The following is a 22,003-nucleotide window of genomic DNA, read 5'->3' on the forward strand; positions in this document are numbered from 1 at the left end:
CCACCCTTCGCAAGCTCAGGGCGGGACCCGGGACGGGGCCGGCGTCAGCCCAGCTGGCGGCGGACCTCGGCGGCCACCCGGCCGCCCTCGGCGCGGCCGGCGACCTCGGACTGCACGGCGCCCATGACCCGGCCCATGTCCTTCATGCCGGCTGCCCCGGTCCGGGTGATCACGTCGGCGACCAGCGCGGCGAGGTCGGCGTCCTCCAGCTGGGCGGGCAGGTAGGCGGCGACGACGTCGCCCTCGGCGCGCTCCCGGTCGGCCTGCTCCCCGCGTCCGGCGGCGGCGAAGGCGTCGGCCGCCTCTCGGCGCTTCTTCGCCTCCCGGCGGAGCACGGCCTGCACCTCGTCGTCGCTGAGCTCGCGGGCCTGCTTGCCGGCCACCTCCTCCGCGCTGACCGCGGCGAGCACCATCCGGAGGGTCGCGGTGCGCAGCTCGTCGCGGTTCTTCATCGCGGTGGTCAGGTCGGCGCGGAGCTGTTCCTTGAGGTCGGGCACCCGTCCACCCTGGCACGTCGGGTCCCGGCGCGGCGCTGCGTACCCTGGGCTGCCGTGCGCGCGACTCCCGTCCTGGCCTCCCTCGTCACCTCCGGCGCCGCGGGGGTCGCCTACGCCTCCCTGTACGAACGCAACCGGTGGACCCTGCGCCGCTTCGACGTCCCGGTGCTGCCACCGGGGTCGGCGCCGCTGAGCGTGCTGCACCTCTCCGACCTGCACATGACCGCGCCCCAGCGGTCCAAGCAGGAGTGGGTGGCCTCGCTGGCCGAGCTCGAGCCGGACCTGGTGGTGAACACCGGGGACAACCTGGCCGGCGCCGACGCCGTGCCCGGCACGCTGCGCGCGCTGGAGCCGCTGCTGGACCGGCCGGGGGCCTTCGTGCTGGGCAGCAACGACTACTACGCCCCGCGGCCGAAGAACCCGCTGAAGTACTTCAAGCGCGACCACAAGCGGGTGCACGGCGACCCCCTGCCGTGGCGGGACCTCCGCGACGCCATGGCCGGGCGCGGCTGGCTGGACCTCACCAACGCGACGGGCGAGCTGACCGTCGGCGGACGACGGATCGCGTTCGCCGGCGTGGACGACTCGCACATCCGGCGGGACCGCTACGACCGCGTCGCCGGCCCCGCCGACCCGACCGCCGAGCTGCGGATCGGGCTGGCCCACTCCCCCGAGCCGCGGGTGCTCGACCGGTTCGCCGGCGACGGCTACGACCTGCTGCTGTGCGGGCACACCCACGGCGGCCAGCTGCGGGTGCCCTTCTACGGCGCCCTGGTCACCAACTGCGGCATCGACCGCGACCGCGTCCGGTGGCTGCACCGCTGGTCGCAGCCCTCGGCCGCGCACCCGCGCGGGACCTGGCTGCACGTGTCCGCCGGCCTGGGTACGAGCCCCTACGCGCCGGTCCGGTTCGCCTGCCCGCCGGAAGCGACGCTCCTCACCCTGACCGCCCGTCAGACCTGAGGACGGCGTCGGCTAGACTCGACGCGTACCTCGGGGTGTGGCGCAGCTTGGTAGCGCGCGTCGTTCGGGACGACGAGGTCGCAGGTTCAAATCCTGTCACCCCGACCAGAGCTCAGGGGCCGCCGCGAGGCGGCCCCTGAGCCGTTCCCGGGGTTGACCTGCCGGGAACGCGGGCACCGGGGTCGCGATGACCGAGTGGTTGCTCCTGCTCGCCGCCGTGGCGCTGACCGCGCTCACCGGCTTCTTCGTGGCCGCCGAGTTCTCCCTCACCACGGTCGACCGCGGCCGGGCCGAAGAGGCGGCCCGCGCCGGGGACCGCCGCGCCCGGGGTGTGGTCGCCGCCCTGCGGTCGCTGTCCACCCAGCTCTCGGCCGCCCAGCTGGGCATCACGATCACCACGCTGGTCGTCGGCTACCTCGCCGAGCCGGCGCTCGGCCGGCTGCTGCACGGCCCGCTGGAGGCCCTGGGGCTGTCCGGCGGAGTGGTCACCGGGCTCTCCTACGGCCTCGGGCTGGCGCTGGCCACCACGCTCCAGATGCTGCTGGGCGAGCTCGGCCCCAAGAACCTGGCGATCGCCGACCCGATGGCCGTGGCCGGCGCCGTCGCCCCCGGCATGCGGGCGTTCACCGGGGCCGCCGGACCGGTCGTGCACGGCCTGCAACGGGTCGCCAACGCCATCGTGCGGCGGTTCGGCATCGAGCCGCGGGAGGAGCTGGACTCCGCCCGCGACGCCGAGGAACTCGCCGCGGTCGCCCGCCGCTCCGCCGAGGAGGGCGACCTCTCCCCCGTCGCGGCCCGGCTCCTGCAGCGGTCGCTGGCCCTGCGGCAGGGGTACGCCACCGACGTCATGACGCCGCGCACCCGGCTGTGGAGCCTCCCGGCCGGCGCCACCGCGGACGACGTGATCGCGACCGCCGTCGAGTCGGGCAACTCCCGCTTCCCGGTGTACGGCGCCGACCTCGACGACGTCACCGGTGTGGTGCACGTCAAGCACGCCGTCGCCGTCCCGGAGGCCGAGCGCGGCACCCGGACCGCCGGCGAGCTGGCCACGCCCGCGCTCGCCGTCCCCTCGTCCGTGCAGCTCGAGCGGCTGCTCGACCTGCTGCGCGAGCAGGGTCTGCAGATGGCCGTGGTCGTCGACGAGTGGGGGGCCACGCACGGGGTCGTGACCCTCGAGGACATCGTCGAGGAGCTGGTCGGGGAGATCGCCGACGAGACCGACCGCCCCCTGCGCACCCTCCGCCGCCTCGACGACGACACCTGGCTGCTCTCCGGTCTGCTGCGCCCGGACGAGGTGCGCCAGCGCGCCGGGGTCGCGGTGCCCGAGGGCCGCTACGAGACGGTGGCCGGCTTCCTCGCCGAGCGGCTGCAGCGGCTGCCGGAGGTCGGGGACACCGTCGACCTCGAGGGCGCCCGGCTCACCGTGGAGGCCCTCGACGGACGGCGGGTGGCGCGGGTGCGCGCCGAGCGGGTCGTCGTCCCGGCCGCCGAGGAGGTGGCTGCGTGAGCGAGCTTGCGAGCTCACCCGTGGGCACAGCAGCGCCGCGAAGGCGGACGACGAGCGCCAGCGAGGAGTCCGCGTGAGCGACGTCGTCAGCGTGCTGGTCCTGATCGCGCTGCTGTTCGGCAACGCCTTCTTCGTGGCCGCGGAGTTCGCCCTGGTCTCGGCGCGGGTGGACCAGATCGAGCCGCGGGCCGAGGGCGGCTCGGCGCGGGCCCGCCGGACGCTGGCCGCGATGCGCAACGTCTCGCAGATGATGGCCGGCGCGCAGCTGGGCATCACGCTCTGCTCGCTGGGCCTGGGCGCGGTCGGGGAGCCGGCGGTGGCGCACCTGATCGAGGCGCCGATGGCGGCCCTCGGCGTCCCGGAGGGGCTGCTGCACCCCATCGCACTGGTGATCGCCCTGTCGATCGTGACCGTGCTGCACATGGTGCTCGGCGAGATGGTGCCCAAGAACGTCACGATCGCCGGTCCCGACCGCGCCGCCCTCGCGCTCGGGCCCCCGCTGGCCGCCTTCGTGCGGGTGCTGCGGCCGGTGATCTGGTTCTTCAACACCGTGGCCAACGCCTTCGTCCGGCTCTTCGGCGTGCAGCCCACCGACGAGGTGACGGCCAGCTTCGACGAGGCGGAGATCCGCTCCATGGTCACCCGGTCCCGGGAGGAGGGGCTGCTGGGCAGCGAGGTCAGCGAGCTGGCCGCCGGGGCGCTCACCTTCGAGCAGCACACCGTGGAGTCGGTGCTGCTGCCGATGGAGCAGGTGGTGACCGTGCCGCGGTCGGTGACGCCGCGGCAGCTGGAGGCGGTGGTCGCCGAGCACGGGTTCAGCCGCTACCCGGTCCGCGGGGAGGACGGCGAGCTGCTCGGCTACGTGCACGTGAAGGACGTGCTCGGCGTCGATGCGGCGGCCCGCGACCGGCCGGTCGCCGACCGGTCCGTCACCCCGCTGGTGCCCGTGGCGGCCGGGACGGCACTGCCCGACGTGCTCTCCGAGATGCGTGTGCAGGGCGCCCACCTGGGCCGGGTGCAGCAGGACGGCGCGACGGTGGGCGTGGTGGCGCTCGAGGACGTCCTCGAGCGGCTCATCGGCGACGTCCGGGACGCCACCGTCGAGCGCCCGGGGGTCGGCGCGGAGGCGGTTGCGGGCGCCGGGGGGCGGTGACGGCGGCTCCGGGCCCCGGAGCCGCCGTCACCGCGAGCGCGCTCAGCTCCGGGCGAGCCGCGGAGGCAGCACCATGCGCCGACGGTCGACCAGCGGCAGCGCCGCGAGGCCGACGACGGGCAGCAGGGTGAGCTGGACCAGCCCGGCGCCGTCCCACCCGAGACCGGCGACGAGGCGGGCGAACAGCAGCCCGGAGAACGCCGCCGCGACGTAGTAGGTGAGCATGAACAGGCCCGCTCCGCGGCCCACGTGCTCGGGCCGGACGGCGCGCTGCATGGCCGTCGTGCAGTTGGTGAACAGCACGCCGCTGGCGAAGGTCCCCATGAGGAAGGCCAGGACGTACTGCGCGGCCGGGCCGTCGGCGAACCGGTAGGCCAGGAGCGCGGTGATCGACGAGCCGACGAACCCCACCGCGAGCAGGAGGCGCTGGTCGTAGCGGTCGGCCAGCCACCCCACGGGCAGCGCGGTCATCGCCCCGAAGCCGACCAGGGAGACGGCGAGCGCGGCCTGCGGCGGAGCGAAGCCCAGCGCCTCCTGCAGGAAGGTCGGGTACAGCCCCAGGAAGCCGTAGAAGACCAGGCCGGAGACGGCCGAGGCGATGCCGAGGCCCAGCGTGCCGCGGTTGTACGGGGTGGGCGGCACGTGGTCGTAGGAGGTGCGGTCGGCGGTGCCGGCGCGACCGGCGACCGCCTCGCTCATCGCCCGCGGCACGGCCACGGCCAGCACCACGGCCATGACCAGGCCGGCGGCGCCGAAGACGTAGAAGGGCGCCCGCCAACTGTCGGAGGCGGTGGCGAAGGCCTGACCGACCACCGGCCCGAGGAAGACGCCCAGCCCGAACGCCACGCCGATGAAGCCTGCCGCGACGGCACGGCGGTGGAAGAAGAAGGCTCCGATGACCGCGTAGATCGCGGTGGCCTGGACCCCCTCGCCGACGCCGGAGACCAGGCGGTAGACGGCCATGTCGCCGAAGCCCACCGCGAGCGGGATGGCCAACGTCCCCAGCGAGTACACCACGACGCTGACGACCACGATCATCTTCCGCGAGAGCCGGTCCAGCAGGTACCCGGCGGGGATGCCGGTCAGCGCGATGCCCAGGGTGAACCCGGTCGCCAGGAGGCCGGACTGGGCCAGCGAGAACCCGAACTCCTCCCGGATCTGGGGCAGCAGCGGGTAGAAGACCTGCCGGTCCATCGCGTTGAGCATGTACGAGAGGCAGAGGACCGTGAACCCGACGGCGACCGCCGCCGCGGACAGCCCGCCGTCCTGGCGCGGCGCCGCACCGGTCCGCGCGGCCGCGCTCCTCCGAGTGGACTGGGACATGAGCACTCCTGTCGACGCGCCGTGTGTCCGCAGGGCGGACATGCGTCCGGATCCGACGGGGTCCATGGTGTGCGTCACACCGGCGTCGCGTCAACCGTCGTCCTCGGCCCGCCCGGAGGCCGCCGCACCGCAGCCGTCGCGGCCGGGGAAGATGGCCGGGTGAGTGCCGAGCCCGCCGCGACACCCGACCCCACCGCGACCCCCGGGGCTGCTGACCCCCGGTCGGGCGTCCTGACCCCCGATACCCCGCCGCCCTCCGCCACGCCCCTCCCGGCCGAGGTGACCGCCCGCTGGCAGGCCCGCTTCCGGGCGCCGCGGGTGAGCCTGCCCGACTGGGCTCGCGACGCCCCGCAGCGCTGCCTGTACTCCTCCGACGTCAGCGGCGTCGTCGAGCAGTACGCCTGGGACCGGACGACCGACGCCCACCGGCAGGCCACCGACCGGGCCAACGGGACGCTCATCGGCACCCTCAGCCCGGACGGCGAGACCATCTGGTGGTTCGCCGACACCGACGGTGACGAGTTCGGCGTCTGGATGGTGCAGCCCTTCGCCGGCGGGGACGACCGGGTCGCCGTCCCCGAGGTCGGGCCGGCCTACCCGGCGGGGCTGGAGATCGGCCGCTCCGTCGTCGCCCTGGGCCGGTCCACGGACGACGGCTCCGAGCTGTGGATCGCCCCCGCCGGCGGCGCCCCGCGGGTCGTCTACCGGCACGAGGACCCGGCCTCGGTCGACGCCCTCACCCACGACGAGGACCTGCTGGTCGTCTCGCACTCCGAGCACGGCGACCCCCGCTACCCGGCGCTGCGCGTGCTGGGCACCTCCGACGACGCGGTCGTCGCCGAGAAGTGGGACGGCGAGGGCCGCGGGTTGCACGCGCTGGAGTTCGCCCCGCTGCCCGGCGACCGGCGGCTGCTGGTCGGCCACGAGCGCCGCGGCCGCGAGGAGCTGCTCGTCTGGGACGTCGGCAGCGACACCGAGACCGAGATCGTGCTGGACCTCCCCGGCGACGTGACCGCCGGCTGGTACCCCGACGGCTCGGCGCTGCTCGTCGGGCACGACCACGCCGCCCGCAGCGAGCTGTACCGCTACGACCTGGCCACCGGCGCCCTGGAGCGGCTGGACACCCCGACGGGCGTCGTCCGGGGCGCCACCGCCCGCCCGGACGGCACCGTGGAGCTCGCCTGGTCCAACTCCGAGCTGCCGCCGGTGATCCGGCGGGCCGACGGCCCCGTCGTGCTGGCCGCGCCCGGTGAGGCGCCGCCGGAGGCCTACCCGGTGGAGGACCGCTGGGTGCCCGGCCCGGGCGGGGACGTCCACGCGCTGGTGGTGCGCCCGGCCGGCCCGGCCCCGTACGCCACGGCCTTCCTCGTGCACGGCGGCCCGGAGGCGGCCGACGACGACTCCTACCGGGCGCGCCGCGCGGCCTACGTCGACGCCGGGTACGCCGTCGTGCACGTCAACTACCGCGGGTCCACCGGCTACGGCAGCGCCTGGCGGGACGCGCTGACCGGCCGGCCCGGGCTCACCGAGCTCGAGGACGTCGCCGCGGTGTACGACGCCCTCGTCGAGGAGGGGTTCGTCGACCCGTCCCGGGCGCTGCTCACCGGCGGCTCGTGGGGCGGCTTCCTGACCCTGCTCGGGCTCGGCACCCAGCCGGAGCGATGGGCGGCCGGCATCGCCGAGGTGCCGGTGGCCGACTACCTGGCCGCCTACGAGGACGAGATGGAGGGGCTGCGGGCCTACGACCGGGCACTCTTCGGCGGGTCACCGGACGAGGTGCGGAACGTGTACGTGCGCTCCTCGCCGATCACCTACGTGGACGCGGTCCGCGCGCCGGTGCTCGTGGTGGCCGGCGCGAACGACCCGCGCTGCCCGATCCGGCAGATCGAGAACTACCTGGGCGAGCTGGCGCGCCTGGACAAGCCGCACGAGGTGTACCGGTTCGACGCGGGGCACGGCTCCCTGGTCATCGAGGAGACCATCCGCCAGGTCGAGGTCGCGCTGAGCTTCGCCCTGCGCAACGTGCAGCCGTAGGACGACCGCCGCTCCCCCGATGATCATGGCGCCGTGACCACCGATCCGGTCCGGGAGTGGTCACGGCGCCATGATCGCCGGGTCGAGCGGGCTCAGCGCTGCGCGGCGATCAATTCCGCGATCTGGACGGTGTTGAGGGCGGCGCCCTTGCGCAGGTTGTCGTTGCTCACGAACAGCGCCAGCCCGCGGCCGCCGTCGACGCCCGGGTCCTGCCGGATGCGGCCGACGTAGCTGGGGTCCTGCCCGGCGGCCTGCTGCGGGTTCGGCACCGCGCTGAGCTCGACCCCGGGCGCGCCGGTCAGCAGCTCGGTGGCCCGCTCGACCGACAGCGGCCGGGCGAACTCGACGTTGAGCGACAGCGAGTGCCCGGTGAAGACGGGCACCCGCACGCAGGTCCCCGACACCCGCAGCTCCGGGATCTCGAGGATCTTGCGGCTCTCGTTGCGGAGCTTCTGCTCCTCGTCGGTCTCGGACGAGCCGTCGTCCACCAGCGAGCCGGCCATCGGCAGCACGTTGAACGCGATCGGCCGCACGTACTTGACCGGCTCCGGGAAGGTCACCGCCGAGCCGTCGTGGGTGAGCTCGACGGCCTTGTCGACGACCGCCTTGACCTGGGTGTCGAGCTCCTCGACCCCGGCCAGGCCGCTGCCGGACACCGCCTGGTAGGTGCTGGCCACGATGCGCACCAGCTCCGCCTCGTCGTGCAGCGGCTTGAGCACCGGCATCGCGGCCATCGTGGTGCAGTTCGGGTTGGCGATGATGCCCTTGCGCATCTCGGCCAGGGCGTGCGGGTTGACCTCGGCGACGATCAGCGGGACGTCGGGGTCGCGCCGCCAGGCGGAGCTGTTGTCGATGACCGTGACGCCCGCCTCGGCGAACCGCGGTGCCTGCACCCGGGAGGTGGTGGCCCCGGCGGAGAAGAGCGCCACGTCCAGGCCCGAGGGGTCGGCGGTGGCAGCGTCCTCGACGGTGATCTCGCCGTCACCCCACGGCAGCGTGCTGCCGGCGGAGCGGGCGGAGGCGAAGAACCGCAGCTCGCTGATGGGGAAGTCCCGCTCGGCGAGGATCTGCCGCATGACGCCGCCGACCTGGCCGGTGGCGCCGACGACGCCGACCCGCAGACCGTCGTCCTTGCTGAAGAGGCTCATCGTCCGGTCCCTCCGTAGACGACCGCCTCGGCTTCGTCGGTGCCGAGGTCGAAGGCGTCGTGCACCGCGCGGACGGCGAGGTCGACGTCGGTGTCACGGCACACCACGGAGATGCGGATCTCCGAGGTGCTGATCAGCTCGAGGTTGACGCCGGCGTCGGCGAGCGCGCCGAAGAACCGCGCCGAGACGCCGGGGTGCGAGCGCATGCCCGCGCCGACCAGCGAGACCTTGCCGATGTGCTGGTCGAACCGGGTGTCGGTGTACCCCACGGTGTGCTTGACCCGCTCCAGCGCCGCGAGCGCGGCCGGGCCGTCGCTCTTCGGCAGCGTGAAGGAGATGTCGGCGAGCTTGCTGGCCTCGGCCGACACGTTCTGCACGATCATGTCGATGTTGATCTCGGCGTCGGCGAGCACGCGGAAGATCTGGGCGGCCTCGCCCGGCCGGTCGGGCACCCCGTAGACGGTGATCTTGCCCTCGGAGCGGTCGTGCGCGACGCCGGTGATGATGGCCTGTTCCACGCTGAGGTCCTCCATCGAGCCGGTCACGATCGTGCCGGGGAGCTGGGAGTAGGAGCTGCGGACGTGCACCGGGATGCCGTAGCGGCGGGCGTACTCGACGCAGCGGAGCATGAGCACCTTCGCCCCGGAGGCGGCGAGCTCGAGCATCTCCTCGTACGTCACGGTGTCCAGCCGCTTGGCGTTCGGGACGATCCGCGGGTCGGCGGTGAAGACGCCGTCGACGTCGGTGTAGATCTCGCAGACGTCGGCCCGCAGCGCGGCGGCGACCGCCACCGCGGTGGTGTCGGACCCGCCGCGGCCGAGGGTGGTGACGTCCTTGGTGTCCTGGCTGACGCCCTGGAACCCGGCCACGATGACGACCGACCCCTCGTCGAGGGCCTCGCGCAGCCGGCCGGGGGTCACGTCGATGATCCGCGCCTTGCCGTGGGTGGAGGTGGTGATCACCCCCGCCTGGGAACCGGTGAACGACCGCGCCTCGTACCCGTGGGTGCTGATCGCGATGGCCAGCAGGGCCATGGAGATGCGCTCCCCGGCGGTGAGCAGCATGTCCAGCTCGCGGCCGGGCGGGTCGTCGGTGATCTGCGCTGCCTGGTCGAGCAGCTCGTCGGTGGTGTCACCCATCGCGGAGACCACGACGACGACGTCGTTGCCGTCCTTCTTGGCCGCCACGATGCGCTCGGCGACGCGCTTGATGTGCGCGGCGGAGGCGACGGAGGAGCCGCCGTACTTCTGGACGACGAGGGCCACGGGTCCACAGGCTACCGACGTCCCCCGTGCGGTCCGTGGTTGCGTCCCCTTGAGCGGGACGATGTGATCACCAGGTGGACGATCCGGAGCGCTGGCTGCTGACCGCCGAGGAGCGCGGCAACCCGGCCACGCGCCTGCCCGCCTACACCGAGGGCAACCTCGCGGTGCCGCTGGTGCACGGCGCCACGTACTTCGACCGGCTCGTCGAGTGCGTGGAGGCCCTCGACGAGGGCGACCACCTGTTCTTCACCGACTGGCGGGGCGACCCCGACGAGCAGCTGCGCCCCGGCGGCCCGACCGTCGCCCAGCTGTTCACCGACGCGGTGCGCCGCGGGGTGACCGTGCGCGGCCTGGTGTGGCGCTCGCACATGGACCGGATGTCGTTCAGCAAGGAGGAGAACCGGGCGCTCGACGCGGAGATCGAGCACGGCGGCGGCGAGGTGATCCTCGACCAACGGGTGCGCCGCGGCGGCAGCCACCACCAGAAGTTCGTCGTCCTGCGGCACGACCAGGACCCGACCCAGGACGTCGCGTTCGTCGGCGGGATCGACCTGTGCCACTCGCGCCGGGACGACGCCGCGCACGCCGGCGACCCGCAGCCGCTGGCGATGTCCGACGCGTACGGGCCGAACCCGCCGTGGCACGACGTCCAGCTCATGCTGCGCGGGCCGGCGGTCGGCGTGCTCGACACGGTGTTCCGCGAGCGCTGGGACGACCCCACCAACCCCGACGTCGACCACCCGATCGCCTGGGTGCGCGACAAGCTGCACCACGCCCGGCTGAAGGGCGACCCGCTGCCGCCGCAGCTGCCGCCACCTCCGCCGTGCGGGCCGATGCTGGTGCAGAACCTGCGCACCTACCCGGCGATCCGGCCCCCCTACGACTTCGCGCCCGTCGGCGAGCGCTCGGTGGCGCGGGGCTACTCGAAGGCCATCAAGCGGGCGCGGCGGCTGGTCTACCTCGAGGACCAGTACATGTGGTCGGCCGACATCGCCCGCCTGTTCGCCCGGGCGCTGGCCGAGAACCCGCGACTGCACCTGGTGGTCATCGTGCCGCGGGTGCCCGACCAGGACGGCGCGGTGGCCCAGCGGTCGCAGTACGTCGGCCGCTGGCAGGCGCTGGAGATGTGCCGGAGGGCCGGCCGCAACCGGGTGCACGTGTTCGACGTGGAGAACCACCAGGGCACGCCGGTCTACGTGCACGCGAAGGTCTGCGTCGTCGACGACGTGTGGGCCAGCGTCGGCAGCGACAACTTCAACCGCCGCTCGTGGACCCACGACAGCGAGCTCTCCTCGGCCGTCCTCGACACCACGCGGGACCCCCGCGAGCCGCGCGACCCGGCCGGCACGGGGGACGGCGCCCGGACCTTCGCCCGCGACCTGCGCCTGGAACTGGCCCGCGAGCACCTGGACCGCGCGGTCGACGGCAGCGAGGACGGCGACCTGCTCGACCCCGACGCGTTCGTGGCGGCGCTGGAGTCCTCCGCGGCGGCGCTGGACGCCTGGTACGAGGACGGCCGGCGCGGCCCTCGGCCCCCGGGACGGCTGCGGCAGCACCACACCGAGCGGCTGTCGCTGCCGGCCCGGCTGCTGACCACCCCCGTCTACCGCGTCGTAGACGACCCCGACGGCCGCCCCTGGCGGATGCGCCTGGCGAAGCGCTTCTAGGCCAAGCACTTCTAGGCCAGGCCGCCCTCGACTGCCGCCCCCGTCGCGGAGGGATGCCGCCCTCCACGCACCCCGCGGAGCCGACGCCGGGCCCGCGCCGACCACCTGGTTCCAGGAAGGTCGTGCTCTGCGTGCCTGTCGCAGGCAGAGCACGAAGCCGCGCCTCCCAGGTGAACCCCCGTGAGGCTCGTGCTCTGCGTCCTCGTCGCACGCAGCGCACGAAGCGGTGCTTCCGATGGGGGCCTCCGGGAAGGTCGTGCTCTGCGTACCCGAGGCACGCACAGCACGACCTTCCCGGAACCAACACCACCGCAGGGGGTTCGAGGCCCGTCCACAACCTCGACGGCCATCCACATGCAGCCCGTCGAGCACCCCAGCGCGGTCGCTGAAGCGCCACGGTGACGATGTGTCCGAGCTCGACCTCCCGGGGACGCTGCGGCGCATCCGCAGGCAGGCAGACCTCTCGCAGCGTGAACTGGCCGCCGCGTGCGGGGTGTCCGCCTCCGTGATCTCCCACGCCGAGGCCGGCCGTCGCGGCTTGCCAACGGAGTTGTTGGTGCGCGCCGCCGCGCTCGCCGGACTCCGCTTGGCGCTGGTCGACGAGCACGGCCGCGAGGTGCCGGGCATGGACCCCGGCGCCGTCCGGGACAAGAGCGGCCGGCTGTACCCGGCCCACCTCGACACCCGCTACTCCGACGAGGGCTGGTGGCACGACGAGCACCGGTACAGCCGCGAGCGGGTCTGGTACACGTTCGACCGCGACCGGCGCCGGCGCGACGCCGTCCGGCGCCACACCGGCACGCCCGACGACCACCAGCTCCCCCGGGCCGGCGACGCGCCGTCGGCCCGCGCCGAGGCAGGCCGCCTGGCGCGGTGGCAGGCGCGGGAGGCCGAGCGGCGACGGCGGTTCGAGGCCGGCGAGCTGAGCCGCATCGACGTGCGCTTCGACTGCACCTGCCCACCCCGGTGCGACGAGCTCGACGACGGCACCGGCAGCCCCGTGCACGCGCCCGACTGCCCGTGTGGCTGCGACCTCGCCTGACGCGCTGCTACCGTGGGGGTGTGCGCGGCAGCCTCCTGCTTACCCGCCGCGGCGAGGCCCTCTCCTAGGTCGGCCCCCTCGCCGCGGAGACCTGCCGTGACCGGAAGCGTCCCCGGCGCCTGCTGACCGCCCCACCGGAGCTGAGTCCAGCCCGCGCCAGAGGAGCGAACCCCTGTGAGCAGGAACATGAGCGAGAACCACCCGCACGTCCGGCACGCCCAGCAGCCGTCCGGGATGCCGATCCACCGCTACGCGCCCTTCACCCCGATCGTGCTGCCCGACCGCACCTGGCCGGACACCGTCACCACGACGGCGCCCCGCTGGTGCGCCGTCGACCTGCGGGACGGAAACCAGGCGCTGATCGACCCGATGACCCCCGACCGCAAGCGGCGGATGTTCGAGCTGCTGGTCCGGATGGGCTACAAGGAGATCGAGGTCGGCTTCCCGGCGGCCAGCCAGACCGACTTCGACTTCGTCCGTCAGCTCATCGAGGACGACCTGGTACCCGACGACGTCACCATCCAGGTGCTGACCCAGGCCCGCGACGAGCTGATCGAGCGCACCTACGAGTCCCTGCGCGGCGCCAAGCAGGCGATCGTGCACCTGTACAACTCCACCTCCACCCTGCAGCGCCGGGTGGTGTTCAACTCCGACCGGGCCGGGATCGTCGACATCGCCGTCCACGGCGCCCAGCTGGTCCGCAAGCTGGCCGAGCAGCTGTCGGGCACGGAGGTGTTCTTCGAGTACTCGCCGGAGTCCTTCACCGGCACCGAGCTGGACTTCGCCGTCGAGGTCTGCAACGCGGTCACCGACGTGTGGGAGCCCACCCCCGACCGGCCGACGATCATCAACCTGCCGGCCACGGTCGAGATGGCCGAGCCGACGGTCTACGCCGACCAGATCGAGTGGATGCACCGCAACCTGGGCCGCCGCGACGCCGTCGTCCTCAGCCTGCACCCGCACAACGACCGGGGCACCGCCGTCGCCGCCGCCGAGCTGGGCTACCGGGCCGGCGCCGACCGCATCGAGGGCTGCCTGTTCGGCAACGGGGAGCGGACCGGCAACGTCGACCTGGTCACCCTGGGGCTGAACTTGTTCAGCCAGGGCATCGACCCGCAGATCGACTTCTCCGACATCGACGAGATCCGCCGCACCGTCGAGTACTGCAACCAGATCGGCGTGCACGAGCGGCACCCCTACGGCGGCGACCTGGTCTACACCGCCTTCTCCGGGTCCCACCAGGACGCCATCAACAAGGGGTTCAAGGCCCTGGAGGCCGACGCCCGGGCGGCCGAGAAGCCGGTCGAGGACATGCCCTGGGCCGTGCCGTACCTGCCGATCGACCCCAAGGACGTCGGCCGCAGCTACGAGGCCGTGATCCGGGTGAACAGCCAGTCCGGCAAGGGCGGCGTCGCCTACATCATGAAGACCGAGAACCACCTGGACCTGCCGCGCCGGCTGCAGATCGAGTTCAGCTCGGTCGTCCAGCGGCACACCGACGACGAGGGCGGCGAGGTCACCGCCGCGCAGATGTGGTCGGCGTTCTCCAACGAGTACCTGCCCGACCCGGACGCCCCGTGGGGCCGCTTCTCGCTGGCCGGCCACACCCACCGGGCGCACGGCGCCTCCCTGGACGAGATGTCGGTCGAACTGGTCGACAACGGCGTCCCGGTCACGGTCGAGGGCCGCGGCAACGGGCCGATCGCGGCGTTCGTCGACGCGCTGCGCAGCCTGGACGTCGACGTCCGGGTGCTGGACTACGCCGAGCACGCCATGAGCGCCGGCGGTGACGCGCAGGCCGCCGCCTACGTCGAGTGCGCGGTGGGCGAGCGGGTGTTGTGGGGCGTCGGCATCGACCCGAACATCGTCACCGCGTCGCTGCGCGCGGTCGTCTCTGCAGTGAACCGGGCTCAGCGGTAGCAGAAGGACCCCTCCGCCCCCACCCCTCGCGCGCTCGGGGTGGGACCCTGCGGAGGGGCCAGCAGGTGCCACCTGCCAGCCCAGCCACGGGAGGCCGGTCCGATGTCGCAGCTCACGCCCTACCTCGTCGTACGGGACGCCCGCGCGGCGGTGAACTGGTACGCCGAGGCGCTCGGTGCCCGCCTCGTCGGGGATCCCCACGTCACCGACGACGACCGCATCGGCCACGCCGAGCTCGACGTCGGCGGGTGCACGGTCTACCTCGCCGACGAGCACCCCGAACTGGGCCTCATCGGGCCGGAGCAGGGCCGGGTCAGCGTCAGCCTCCACCTGGCCGTCGGGGACGCCGACGCCGCCGTGGCGCGCGCTGCCGCGGCCGGCGCCACGGTCGAGCGGGAACCGGCCGACGCCCCGTACGGCCGCACCGGCGTCGTCGTCGACCCGTTCGGCCACCGGTGGATGCTGCAGACCCCCGCCGGGGCACCGGCCGCCTCCCGGCCCCCGGTGCACTGCGGGGACACCGTGTACCTCACCCTGCGGGTGCCGGACGGCGCCCGTGCCCGGGACTTCTACGAGGCCGTGCTGGACTGGTCCATGAGCCCCGGGCGGGTCGAGGACGGCTGGGAGGACCAGTCGGTGACCCCGACGGTCGGCGTCGCCGGCGGCGCGACCCACGACCTCGGGGCCGTGCCGATGTACGCGGTCGACGACATCGAGGTCGCCGTCGCCGCGGTGCGCACCGCCGGCGGGCAGGCCGGGGAGATCGAGCGGCAGCCCTTCGGCCTGTCCGCGTACTGCCGGGACGACCAGGGCCTGCCGTTCTGGCTCGGCCAGCTGGGCTAGCCGGTCAGCCGCCCGGGACCGACTCGGGCGGTGCGTCGCCGGGTTCGTCCCCGCGGTACAGCCGGTCCTGGTGACCGCCGGCGCCGAGCTCGTCCACCAGCAGCAGGTCGCGGCGGACGTGCCGGCGCCGGTAGGCCACCCGGCTGATCATGTGCGCGCTGACCGGCGCGGTGATCAGCTGGAACGCGGCCACCAGCAGCAGCATCCAGGTCGCCGACCAGCCCGAGAGCCGGATGGCGGCACCCACCATGACGAGCAGCACGCCGAGCACCTGGGGCTTGGTGCCGGCGTGCATCCGGGAGAGCACGTCGGGGAAGCGCAGCAGGCCCAGGCCCGCGGTCAGGCAGAGGAACGCCCCCGTCAGCAGGCAGGCCATCGCCACGACGTCGGCCAGGCCGCTCATGACTGCCCCTCCCGTTCCTCGGCCGCGACGGGCAGGCCGAGGTCGCGGGCGTCGTCGGTGCGGGCCCGGACGAGCATCCCGCCGACGTAGCGGGCGATCGACACCGTGCCGACGAACGCCAGCAGCGACACCACCACCAGCACCGGGACGACGCTGGCGTTGCGCTCCAGCGCGGCGTAGACCGCCAGCCCCGCCGAGATGATCACCAGCAGGGTGTCGGTGGCGACCACCCGGTCGAGCAGCGAGGGGCCGCGGGCCAGCCGCACCAGGGTCAGCGCCGCGCCGGCACCGATCAGGCCGTAGAGGAGGTAGTCGACGATCACGGCGTCCGCCTCCCGGCCGGCCGGCGCTCGGGCTGGTGGGGGTCGGCGTCCAGCGCGGCGACGTCGGCGGCCGAGCCGAACGCCCTGACCATCCGGTCCTCGGTGGCCAGCACCCGCTCCTTCTCCCGCGCCACCGCGTCGAGGTCGCGCACGCCCAGCAGGTGCAGGGTGATCAGCTTCTGCTCCCGGTCGAGGTCCAGGACGATCGACCCGGGCACGAGGGACAGCGACTCCGCCACCATCGCCAGCAGCAGGTCGGAGTCGGTGCGCAGCTGGACCTGCACGATGGCCGACCGCTCCGCGCCGCCGGGCCGCAGGGTCAGCCAGGCGACCTGCGCGGCGGACACCACCAGGTCGGTGGTGAAACCGCCCAGGAAGGCCAGCAGCGGCAGCGGCCGCAGCCGCACGCCGCCGACCACGTGCGGCAGCGGCAGGAACACGGTGACCACCAGCGCCACGACGACGCCCGAGACCACGTTGGCCCACGACCAGGTGCCCCACAGCAGGATCCAGACCAGCACGAGCCAGGCCAGCAGCGGGACCTGGTGCCGCAGCCGGGTGACCGCGGGCTCGACCGTCACGGCTGCCCCCCGTCGTCGGCCGACGCCGGGCCGAAGACCGCCGAGATGTAAGGCGTGCGGTCCAGCAGGTCGACCGACGCCCGCTCGGCCACGCCGTACAGCGGCCCGGCCAGGCCGGTGAGGGCCACGGTGACCGCGACCAGGGCCGCGGTCGCCGCCACCATCGTCACCGGGAGCGGCCGCAGTGCCCGGACCCCCGCCGCCGGCGGCGGCAGGTCGGGCTCGGCCGCCGTCGCCACCGCGGTGTGCCGCGCCCACGCGTCCTGCAGCGCCGTGCGCGGCGGGCCGTCCGGGCTCCCGTCCGACCGGCCTCCGTCCGAGGCGGCGCGGCCCGGCCCGCCGTCGGCGGCCGGCGCGCCGCCGTCGGGCCCGGCGGCCGCGGCGGCCGCGGCCGCGGTGTCGTCGGCCGGTGCCTGCGTGGGGGACCGCCAGAACGCGCGGGTCCACACGCGGGCGATGGCGAGCAGCGTCAGCAGGCTGGTGACGACCCCGCCGGCGACCAGGGTCAGCGCGAGCCCCCCGCCCTCGGCGACGCCGGCCTGGAGCAGGCCGAGCTTGCCGATGAAGCCCGACAGCGGCGGGATGCCGGCCAGGTTCATCGCCGGCACGAAGAACAGGACGGCCAGCAGGGGCGAGCGCCGGGCCAGGCCGCCGAGCCGGTTCACCGACGTCGTCCCGCCCTGCCGCTCAACCAGCCCGGCGACGAGGAACAGCGTCGTCTGGATGGCGATGTGGTGGGCCACGTAGAAGATCGCGCCGGCCAGCCCGGCCGCCGTCCCCAGGGCGATGCCGAACACCATGTAGCCGATGTGGCTGACCAGGGTGAACGACAGCAGCCGCCGCAGGTCGGTCTGCGCGACCGCGCCGAGGATGCCGATGAGCATGGTGGCCAGGGCGGCCCACATGAGCAGGTCGTCGAGCGCGCCGCCGGGGAACAGCAGGGTCTGCGTGCGGATGATCGCGTAGACGCCGACCTTGGTGAGCAGCCCGGCGAAGACCGCGGTGACCGGCGCCGGCGCGGTCGGGTAGCTGTCGGGCAGCCAGGCCGACAGGGGGAACACCGCGGCCTTGATGCAGAAGGCGATGAGCAGCATCGACTGGAGCAGCACCTGGGTGCCCTCCGGCAGCTCACCGAGGCGCAGCGCGAGGTCGGCCATGTTCACCGTGCCGGTCGCGGCGTAGACCAGCCCGATGGCGGCCAGGAAGACCAGCGAGCTGGTCAGGCTGACGATGACGTAGGTGATGCCGCCGCGGATCCGCGGCGCGGTGCCGCCGAGGGTCAGCAGCACGTACGAGGCCATGAGCAGGATCTCGAAGCCGACGTAGAGGTTGAACAGGTCGCCGGCGAGGAAGGCGTTGCTCACGCCCGCCACGAGCACCAGGAACGTCGGGTGGAAGATCGACAGCGGCGTCTCCTCCGATCCGTCGGCGGCGCCCTGGCCGACGGCGAAGACGAGCACGCCGAGGGTGACGGTGGACGCCACGACCAGCATCAGCGCCGAGAGCCGGTCCACCACGAGCACGATGCCCAGTGGCACCGGCCAGCCCCCGACGGCGACCGAGGTGGCCCCCTCGGCGTCGGCCACGACCAGCAGGGTCACCGAGACCGCGAGCACCGCGGTGAGGACGGCGAGGCTGACCAGCCGCTGGAACCGCGGGTGCCCGGACACGAGCAGGGTGGTGGCGGCCCCGAGCAGCGGGAGCAGGACCGGCAGCGGCGCGAGGACGCCGGTCATCGCGCCCCCGCCGGCAGGTCGACGTCGTCGGCCGGGGTGCCCCGGCGCTCGTCGTGCAGGCTGTCCGCGTGCCCAGCGATGCGGTCGTCCGGGGCGAGGTCGTCGGGGTCGAGCTCGTCGGCGTCGGTGCCCGACCGCGCGGCGACCCGGCGGTCCTCCTCGTCGGTCCCCACGACCTCCTGGTGCACCAGCCGCCAGGACCGGTGGATCATCGCGAGCACGAACGCCGAGACGCCGAAGGTGATCACGATGGCGGTGAGGATGAGCGCCTGCGGCAGCGGGTCGTTCATGTCCTGCGGCTCGGAGTAGCCCAGGATCGGCGCCAGCCCCGCGGGACCGCCCGTGGACAGCAGCAGCAGGTTGGTGGCGTTGCCGAGCAGCAGGAAGCCCAGCAGGACGCGGGTGAGGCTGCGGTCGAGCAGCAGGTACACGCCCGCGGCGTAGAGGCCACCGATGATCACCGGCAGCACGATCGTCGGGGTCATCGGACCACCACCTCTCCGGGGCCGAGCTCGATCGGGTCGTCCTCGTCCTCCTGGCGGTCCAGCTCCGCGCCCAGGCTGCGCAGCACGTCGAGGACCAGCCCGACGACGATCAGGTAGACGCCGGTGTCGAAGAACAGCGAGGTCACGAGCTTCACGTGGCCCAGCACCGGCAGGTCGGTCTCGAGGATCGCCGTCTGCAGCACGTCGGCGCCGAGCAGCAGCCCCGCGGCGCCGGTGCCCGCGGCGAGCAGCAGGCCGGTGCCCAGCAGCAGACCGGGGGCCACCGGCGCGGCCTCGCCCAGTTCGTAGCGTCCGCCGGCCAGGTAGCGCAGGACGAGGGCCAGCCCGGCGACCAGCCCCCCGGCGAACCCCCCGCCGGGCTCGTTGTGGCCGGAGAAGAGCAGGTAGACCGAGAAGACCGTGATCGTGTGGAACAGGATCCGGGTCACGACCTCCAGCACCACCGAGCGGCGGGCCGGGTCGAGGGTGGCCGTGGCGGCCAGCCAGCGGTTGCGGGGCGCCCGGCCACCGGTCGGACGGCGCCGCGTCAGCGCGCTGCGGTCGATCCGCTCCACCCCACCGGTGCGGCCGCGCAGGAACACCAGGCTGGCCACGCCGGTGGCGGCGACGACCAGCAGCGAGATCTCACCGAGGGTGTCCCAGGCGCGGATGTCGACCAGCGTCACGTTGACGACGTTCTTGCCGCCGCCGAAGTCGTAGGCCTGCTCCGGGTAGTCCGCCGAGACCGGGGTCGCGGTGCGCACGGCCAGGGCGACGCCGCCGACCACGGCCATGAACGCGCCGACGGCCACCGCGACCAGCCCGCGGACGGCGCGCTCCCGCGGCCGGTGGCGCTCGCTGATGTCCTTGGGCAGCTTGCGCAGCACGAGGACGAAGACGACGAGGGTGAGCGTCTCGACGAGGAACTGGGTGAGCGCCAGGTCGGGGGCGCCCTGCAGCGCGAAGAGGACGCCGACGCCGTAGCCGGTGACCCCGACGACCAGCACCGCCGACAGCCGCTGTCGGATGCGCAGCGCCAGCACCGCGGCGGTGATGACGACGACGCCGACCAGCGCCTGCACCGGGGTGTCCCAGGCGCGCCACTCCCCCGGCCACGGCGCCCGGGTGAGCAGCAGCGTGCCGGGCACGGCGAGCACCGCGACCAGGATCGTGCCGAGGTAAGCGGGCAGCGAGCCGCGCTGGGTGGTGCCGGTGACCAGCACCGACAGCCGGTCCAGGCCCTGGATGACGTTCCAGTAGCCCTCGTCGGCCGACGCCCCCACGGCCACCCGCCGCTGCAGCCGGGACACCCGGGCGCGGACGGCGAACAGCGCCAGGCCGCCGGCGAGGGTCAGCGCGGACAGCCCGAGGGCCGGCTGCCAGCCGTGCCACAGCGCGAGGTGCTCCGCCTCGGGGCCGAGCAGCGGCAGCGTCTCGGCGTACCCCGCGACCAGGGGCTCGAGCAGCGGGCTGGCCGGCCCGGCGACCAGCCCGGTCAGCGCGAGGACCGCCGGCGCGGCGAGGAACAGCGGGCCGGGCGGGTGCGCCGGCTCGGTGTCGTCGACGCCGGGCTTGCGGGCGAACGCGCCCCACAGGAAGCGGGCCGTGTAGGCCACGGTGAGCACCGAGCCGAGGACCAGCCCCGTGAGGACGACGACCGCGGCGGTCCGGTTCGGCAGGCCGACGTCCCACAGCGCGGTGAACGCCGCCTCCTTGCCGACGAACCCGAGCAGCGGCGGCAGCCCGGCCATCGACGCGCCGGCCAGCCCGCCGGTCACGGCCAGCACCGGCAACCGCCGGCCCAGCCCGGACAGCTCGCGCAGGTCTCGGGTCCCGGTGGCGTGGTCGATGACGCCGACGGTGAGGAACAGGGTGGACTTGAACAGCGCGTGCGCCATGGTCATGACCAACCCGGCGGCGGCGAGCTCGTAGCTGCCGCCGCCGACGAGCGTCATGAGGAAGCCCAGCTGGCTGACCGTGCCGAAGGCGAGCAGGAGCTTGAGGTCGTTCTGTCGCAGCGCCCGGTAGCCGCCGACGAGCATCGTGGCCACACCTAGGCCGAGCACGAGCGGCCGCCACCCCGGGACGTCGGCGAAGCCCGGTGCCAGCCGCGCGACGAGGTAGATGCCGGCCTTCACCATCGCGGCGGCGTGCAGGTAGGCGCTGACCGGTGTGGGGGCCTCCATGGCCGCGGGCAGCCAGAAGTGGAACGGCACCATCGCCGACTTGGTCACCGCGCCGGCCAGCAGCAGGACCGTGCCGGCGACCATCGCCGGGCCGGTGCCGGGGTTCGCGACGACCTCCGAGAGCAGGAACGAGCCGCTGGCCTGGCCGACCATGATCAGGCCGACGAGCATCGCGAGGCCGCCGGCGGTGGTGAGGACCAGCGCCTGCGACGCCGCCCGTCGCGCGGCCAGCCGTCGTCCCGACCCGCCGATCAGCAGGAACGAGAAGACGGTGGTGAGCTCCCAGAAGACGTAGAGCAGGAGCAGGTCGTCGGCGAGGACCAGGCCCAGCATCGACCCGGCGAAGGCGGTGAGGCACCCGGCGAACCGGCCGGTGCCCTCGTCGTCCGGCCCGAAGTAGCGGGCGCAGTAGAGCAGGACCAGGGCGCCGACGCCGGTGACCAGCGCGGCGAAGGCCAGCGCGAGGGCATCCAGCCGCAGCGCGACGTCGAGGTCGAGGGCCGGGATCCACGGCACGGTCTCGCGGACCTCGTCACCGGCGAGGACGGCGCGCAGCTGCAGCAGCGTCCAGCCGAACGCGGCGGCGGGCACCAGCGCGAGGACGAGGAAGGCCTGCCGCCCCCACCACCGCACGAGGACGGGCGCCAGCAGCGCAGCCAGCAGGTGGAGGAGCAGCAGAACGAGCATGTGTCTCCGGGAGTCGATGGGCGGCTCGGGGACACCAGTGACGTCGGTCGACGACGGCCGGCGGTGACCAGAAGTCTACCCGTCAGGGCGTTTCGGCCCGGCCCCGCTGCAGGGGCCCGCCGCGAGCGTGCGAGCGGTGGGAGGCAGCGGGGTCCTTCTACTACCCGTCAGGGCGTTTCGGCCCGGCCCCGCTGCAGGGGCCCGCCGCGAGCGTGCGAGCGGTGGGAGACAGCGGGGTCC

At 74.1% G+C, this 22,003-nt stretch carries 18 protein-coding genes and 1 tRNA gene; 9 read left to right on the forward strand and 10 right to left on the reverse strand.

The window, feature by feature from the left end:
- Positions 1–44: 44 nt before the first annotated feature.
- A complete protein-coding gene (locus ACI789_RS04050; RefSeq protein WP_457006843.1) occupies positions 45–497 on the reverse strand; it encodes a GatB/YqeY domain-containing protein in 453 nt (150 codons plus the stop codon).
- Between the two features lie 54 nt (positions 498–551).
- On the opposite strand from ACI789_RS04050, the gene ACI789_RS04055 reads away from it, so the two are divergent.
- The 4 genes from ACI789_RS04055 (at position 552) to ACI789_RS04070 (ending at position 4,120) form a co-directional block, all read left to right on the forward strand.
- Entirely contained in the window at positions 552–1,460 is a 909-nt protein-coding gene (locus ACI789_RS04055) for a metallophosphoesterase (RefSeq protein WP_457006844.1), read from the forward strand.
- Positions 1,461–1,491: 31 nt separating this feature from the next.
- Positions 1,492–1,568 (forward strand) — tRNA-Pro (locus tag ACI789_RS04060).
- Positions 1,569–1,647: 79 nt separating this feature from the next.
- Positions 1,648–2,967, forward strand: coding sequence for a hemolysin family protein (locus ACI789_RS04065; protein WP_457006845.1), 1,320 nt, complete (start codon positions 1,648–1,650; stop codon positions 2,965–2,967).
- A gap of 73 nt (positions 2,968–3,040) precedes the next feature.
- The gene (locus ACI789_RS04070; protein ID WP_457006846.1) at positions 3,041–4,120 is read left to right on the forward strand and encodes a hemolysin family protein; all 1,080 of its coding nucleotides are present in this window, start codon (positions 3,041–3,043) and stop codon (positions 4,118–4,120) included.
- 42 nt (positions 4,121–4,162) lie between these two features.
- On the opposite strand, the gene ACI789_RS04075 is transcribed toward ACI789_RS04070, so the two are convergent.
- Entirely contained in the window at positions 4,163–5,443 is a 1,281-nt protein-coding gene (locus ACI789_RS04075) for an MFS transporter (RefSeq protein WP_457006847.1), read from the reverse strand.
- A 279-nt stretch (positions 5,444–5,722) separates the two neighbouring features.
- Here ACI789_RS04075 and ACI789_RS04080 point away from each other — a divergent pair, with 279 nt between their 5' ends.
- The gene (locus tag ACI789_RS04080; RefSeq protein ID WP_457006848.1) at positions 5,723–7,477 is read left to right on the forward strand and encodes a prolyl oligopeptidase family serine peptidase; all 1,755 of its coding nucleotides are present in this window, start codon (positions 5,723–5,725) and stop codon (positions 7,475–7,477) included.
- 92 nt (positions 7,478–7,569) lie between these two features.
- On the opposite strand, the gene ACI789_RS04085 is transcribed toward ACI789_RS04080, so the two are convergent.
- Positions 7,570–8,625, reverse strand: coding sequence for an aspartate-semialdehyde dehydrogenase (locus tag ACI789_RS04085; RefSeq protein ID WP_457006849.1), 1,056 nt, complete (start codon positions 8,623–8,625; stop codon positions 7,570–7,572).
- Positions 8,622–9,890 carry an aspartate kinase gene (locus tag ACI789_RS04090; RefSeq protein ID WP_456916905.1) on the reverse strand — a complete coding sequence of 423 codons (1,269 nt, stop codon included), beginning with the start codon at positions 9,888–9,890 and terminating at the stop codon, positions 8,622–8,624. Before ACI789_RS04090 ends, ACI789_RS04085 begins: the two co-directional genes overlap by 4 nt.
- Before the next feature lie 74 nt (positions 9,891–9,964).
- Between ACI789_RS04090 and ACI789_RS04095 the strand changes: the two genes are divergently transcribed.
- The 4 genes from ACI789_RS04095 (at position 9,965) to ACI789_RS04110 (ending at position 15,362) form a co-directional block, all read left to right on the forward strand.
- Entirely contained in the window at positions 9,965–11,557 is a 1,593-nt protein-coding gene (locus ACI789_RS04095) for a phospholipase D family protein (protein ID WP_457006850.1), read from the forward strand.
- Between the two features lie 235 nt (positions 11,558–11,792).
- A complete protein-coding gene (locus ACI789_RS04100) occupies positions 11,793–12,599 on the forward strand; it encodes a helix-turn-helix domain-containing protein (protein ID WP_457006851.1) in 807 nt (268 codons plus the stop codon).
- 174 nt (positions 12,600–12,773) lie between these two features.
- On the forward strand, positions 12,774–14,519 hold the full coding sequence (gene leuA / locus ACI789_RS04105) for a 2-isopropylmalate synthase (RefSeq protein ID WP_457006852.1): 1,746 nt from the start codon (positions 12,774–12,776) through the stop codon (positions 14,517–14,519).
- A 102-nt stretch (positions 14,520–14,621) separates the two neighbouring features.
- Positions 14,622–15,362, forward strand: coding sequence for a VOC family protein (locus ACI789_RS04110; protein WP_457006853.1), 741 nt, complete (start codon positions 14,622–14,624; stop codon positions 15,360–15,362).
- 4 nt (positions 15,363–15,366) lie between these two features.
- Here ACI789_RS04110 and mnhG read toward each other — a convergent pair whose 3' ends face one another.
- The 6 genes from mnhG to ACI789_RS04140 are packed head-to-tail and all read right to left on the reverse strand — an operon-like array spanning position 15,367 to position 21,763.
- The gene (mnhG, locus tag ACI789_RS04115) at positions 15,367–15,765 is read right to left on the reverse strand and encodes a monovalent cation/H(+) antiporter subunit G (RefSeq protein ID WP_456920531.1); all 399 of its coding nucleotides are present in this window, start codon (positions 15,763–15,765) and stop codon (positions 15,367–15,369) included.
- Positions 15,762–16,088, reverse strand: coding sequence for a monovalent cation/H+ antiporter complex subunit F (locus tag ACI789_RS04120; RefSeq protein WP_457006854.1), 327 nt, complete (start codon positions 16,086–16,088; stop codon positions 15,762–15,764). The genes mnhG and ACI789_RS04120 overlap by 4 nt, the downstream gene beginning before the upstream one ends.
- Positions 16,085–16,669 carry a Na+/H+ antiporter subunit E gene (locus tag ACI789_RS04125; RefSeq protein ID WP_457006855.1) on the reverse strand — a complete coding sequence of 195 codons (585 nt, stop codon included), beginning with the start codon at positions 16,667–16,669 and terminating at the stop codon, positions 16,085–16,087. The genes ACI789_RS04120 and ACI789_RS04125 overlap by 4 nt, the downstream gene beginning before the upstream one ends.
- Positions 16,666–18,405: a Na+/H+ antiporter subunit D gene (locus ACI789_RS04130; RefSeq protein WP_457006856.1), complete on the reverse strand. Its 1,740-nt coding sequence runs from the start codon at positions 18,403–18,405 to the stop codon at positions 16,666–16,668. The genes ACI789_RS04125 and ACI789_RS04130 overlap by 4 nt, the downstream gene beginning before the upstream one ends.
- Positions 18,402–18,890: a Na(+)/H(+) antiporter subunit C gene (locus tag ACI789_RS04135; RefSeq protein WP_457006857.1), complete on the reverse strand. Its 489-nt coding sequence runs from the start codon at positions 18,888–18,890 to the stop codon at positions 18,402–18,404. The genes ACI789_RS04130 and ACI789_RS04135 overlap by 4 nt, the downstream gene beginning before the upstream one ends.
- Positions 18,887–21,763: a Na+/H+ antiporter subunit A gene (locus tag ACI789_RS04140; protein WP_457006858.1), complete on the reverse strand. Its 2,877-nt coding sequence runs from the start codon at positions 21,761–21,763 to the stop codon at positions 18,887–18,889. Before ACI789_RS04140 ends, ACI789_RS04135 begins: the two co-directional genes overlap by 4 nt.
- Positions 21,764–22,003: the final 240 nt, after the last annotated feature.

It is taken from the genome of Geodermatophilus sp. SYSU D00965 (assembly GCF_054050075.1).

Bases quoted from the DNA above. Each gene is read 5' to 3' on its own strand.
- ACI789_RS04075 (WP_457006847.1), bottom strand. From the start codon at position 5,443: ATGTCCCAGTCCACTCGGAGGAGCGCGGCCGCGCGGACCGGTGCGGCG.
- ACI789_RS04110 (WP_457006853.1), top strand. From the start codon at position 14,622: ATGTCGCAGCTCACGCCCTACCTCGTCGTACGGGACGCCCGCGCGGCG.
- mnhG (WP_456920531.1), bottom strand. From the start codon at position 15,765: ATGAGCGGCCTGGCCGACGTCGTGGCGATGGCCTGCCTGCTGACGGGG.
- ACI789_RS04135 (WP_457006857.1), bottom strand. From the start codon at position 18,890: ATGACCCCGACGATCGTGCTGCCGGTGATCATCGGTGGCCTCTACGCC.
- ACI789_RS04085 (WP_457006849.1), bottom strand. From the start codon at position 8,625: ATGAGCCTCTTCAGCAAGGACGACGGTCTGCGGGTCGGCGTCGTCGGC.
- ACI789_RS04140 (WP_457006858.1), bottom strand. From the start codon at position 21,763: ATGCTCGTTCTGCTGCTCCTCCACCTGCTGGCTGCGCTGCTGGCGCCC.
- ACI789_RS04130 (WP_457006856.1), bottom strand. From the start codon at position 18,405: ATGACCGGCGTCCTCGCGCCGCTGCCGGTCCTGCTCCCGCTGCTCGGG.
- ACI789_RS04100 (WP_457006851.1), top strand. From the start codon at position 11,793: ATGGGGGCCTCCGGGAAGGTCGTGCTCTGCGTACCCGAGGCACGCACA.
- ACI789_RS04065 (WP_457006845.1), top strand. From the start codon at position 1,648: ATGACCGAGTGGTTGCTCCTGCTCGCCGCCGTGGCGCTGACCGCGCTC.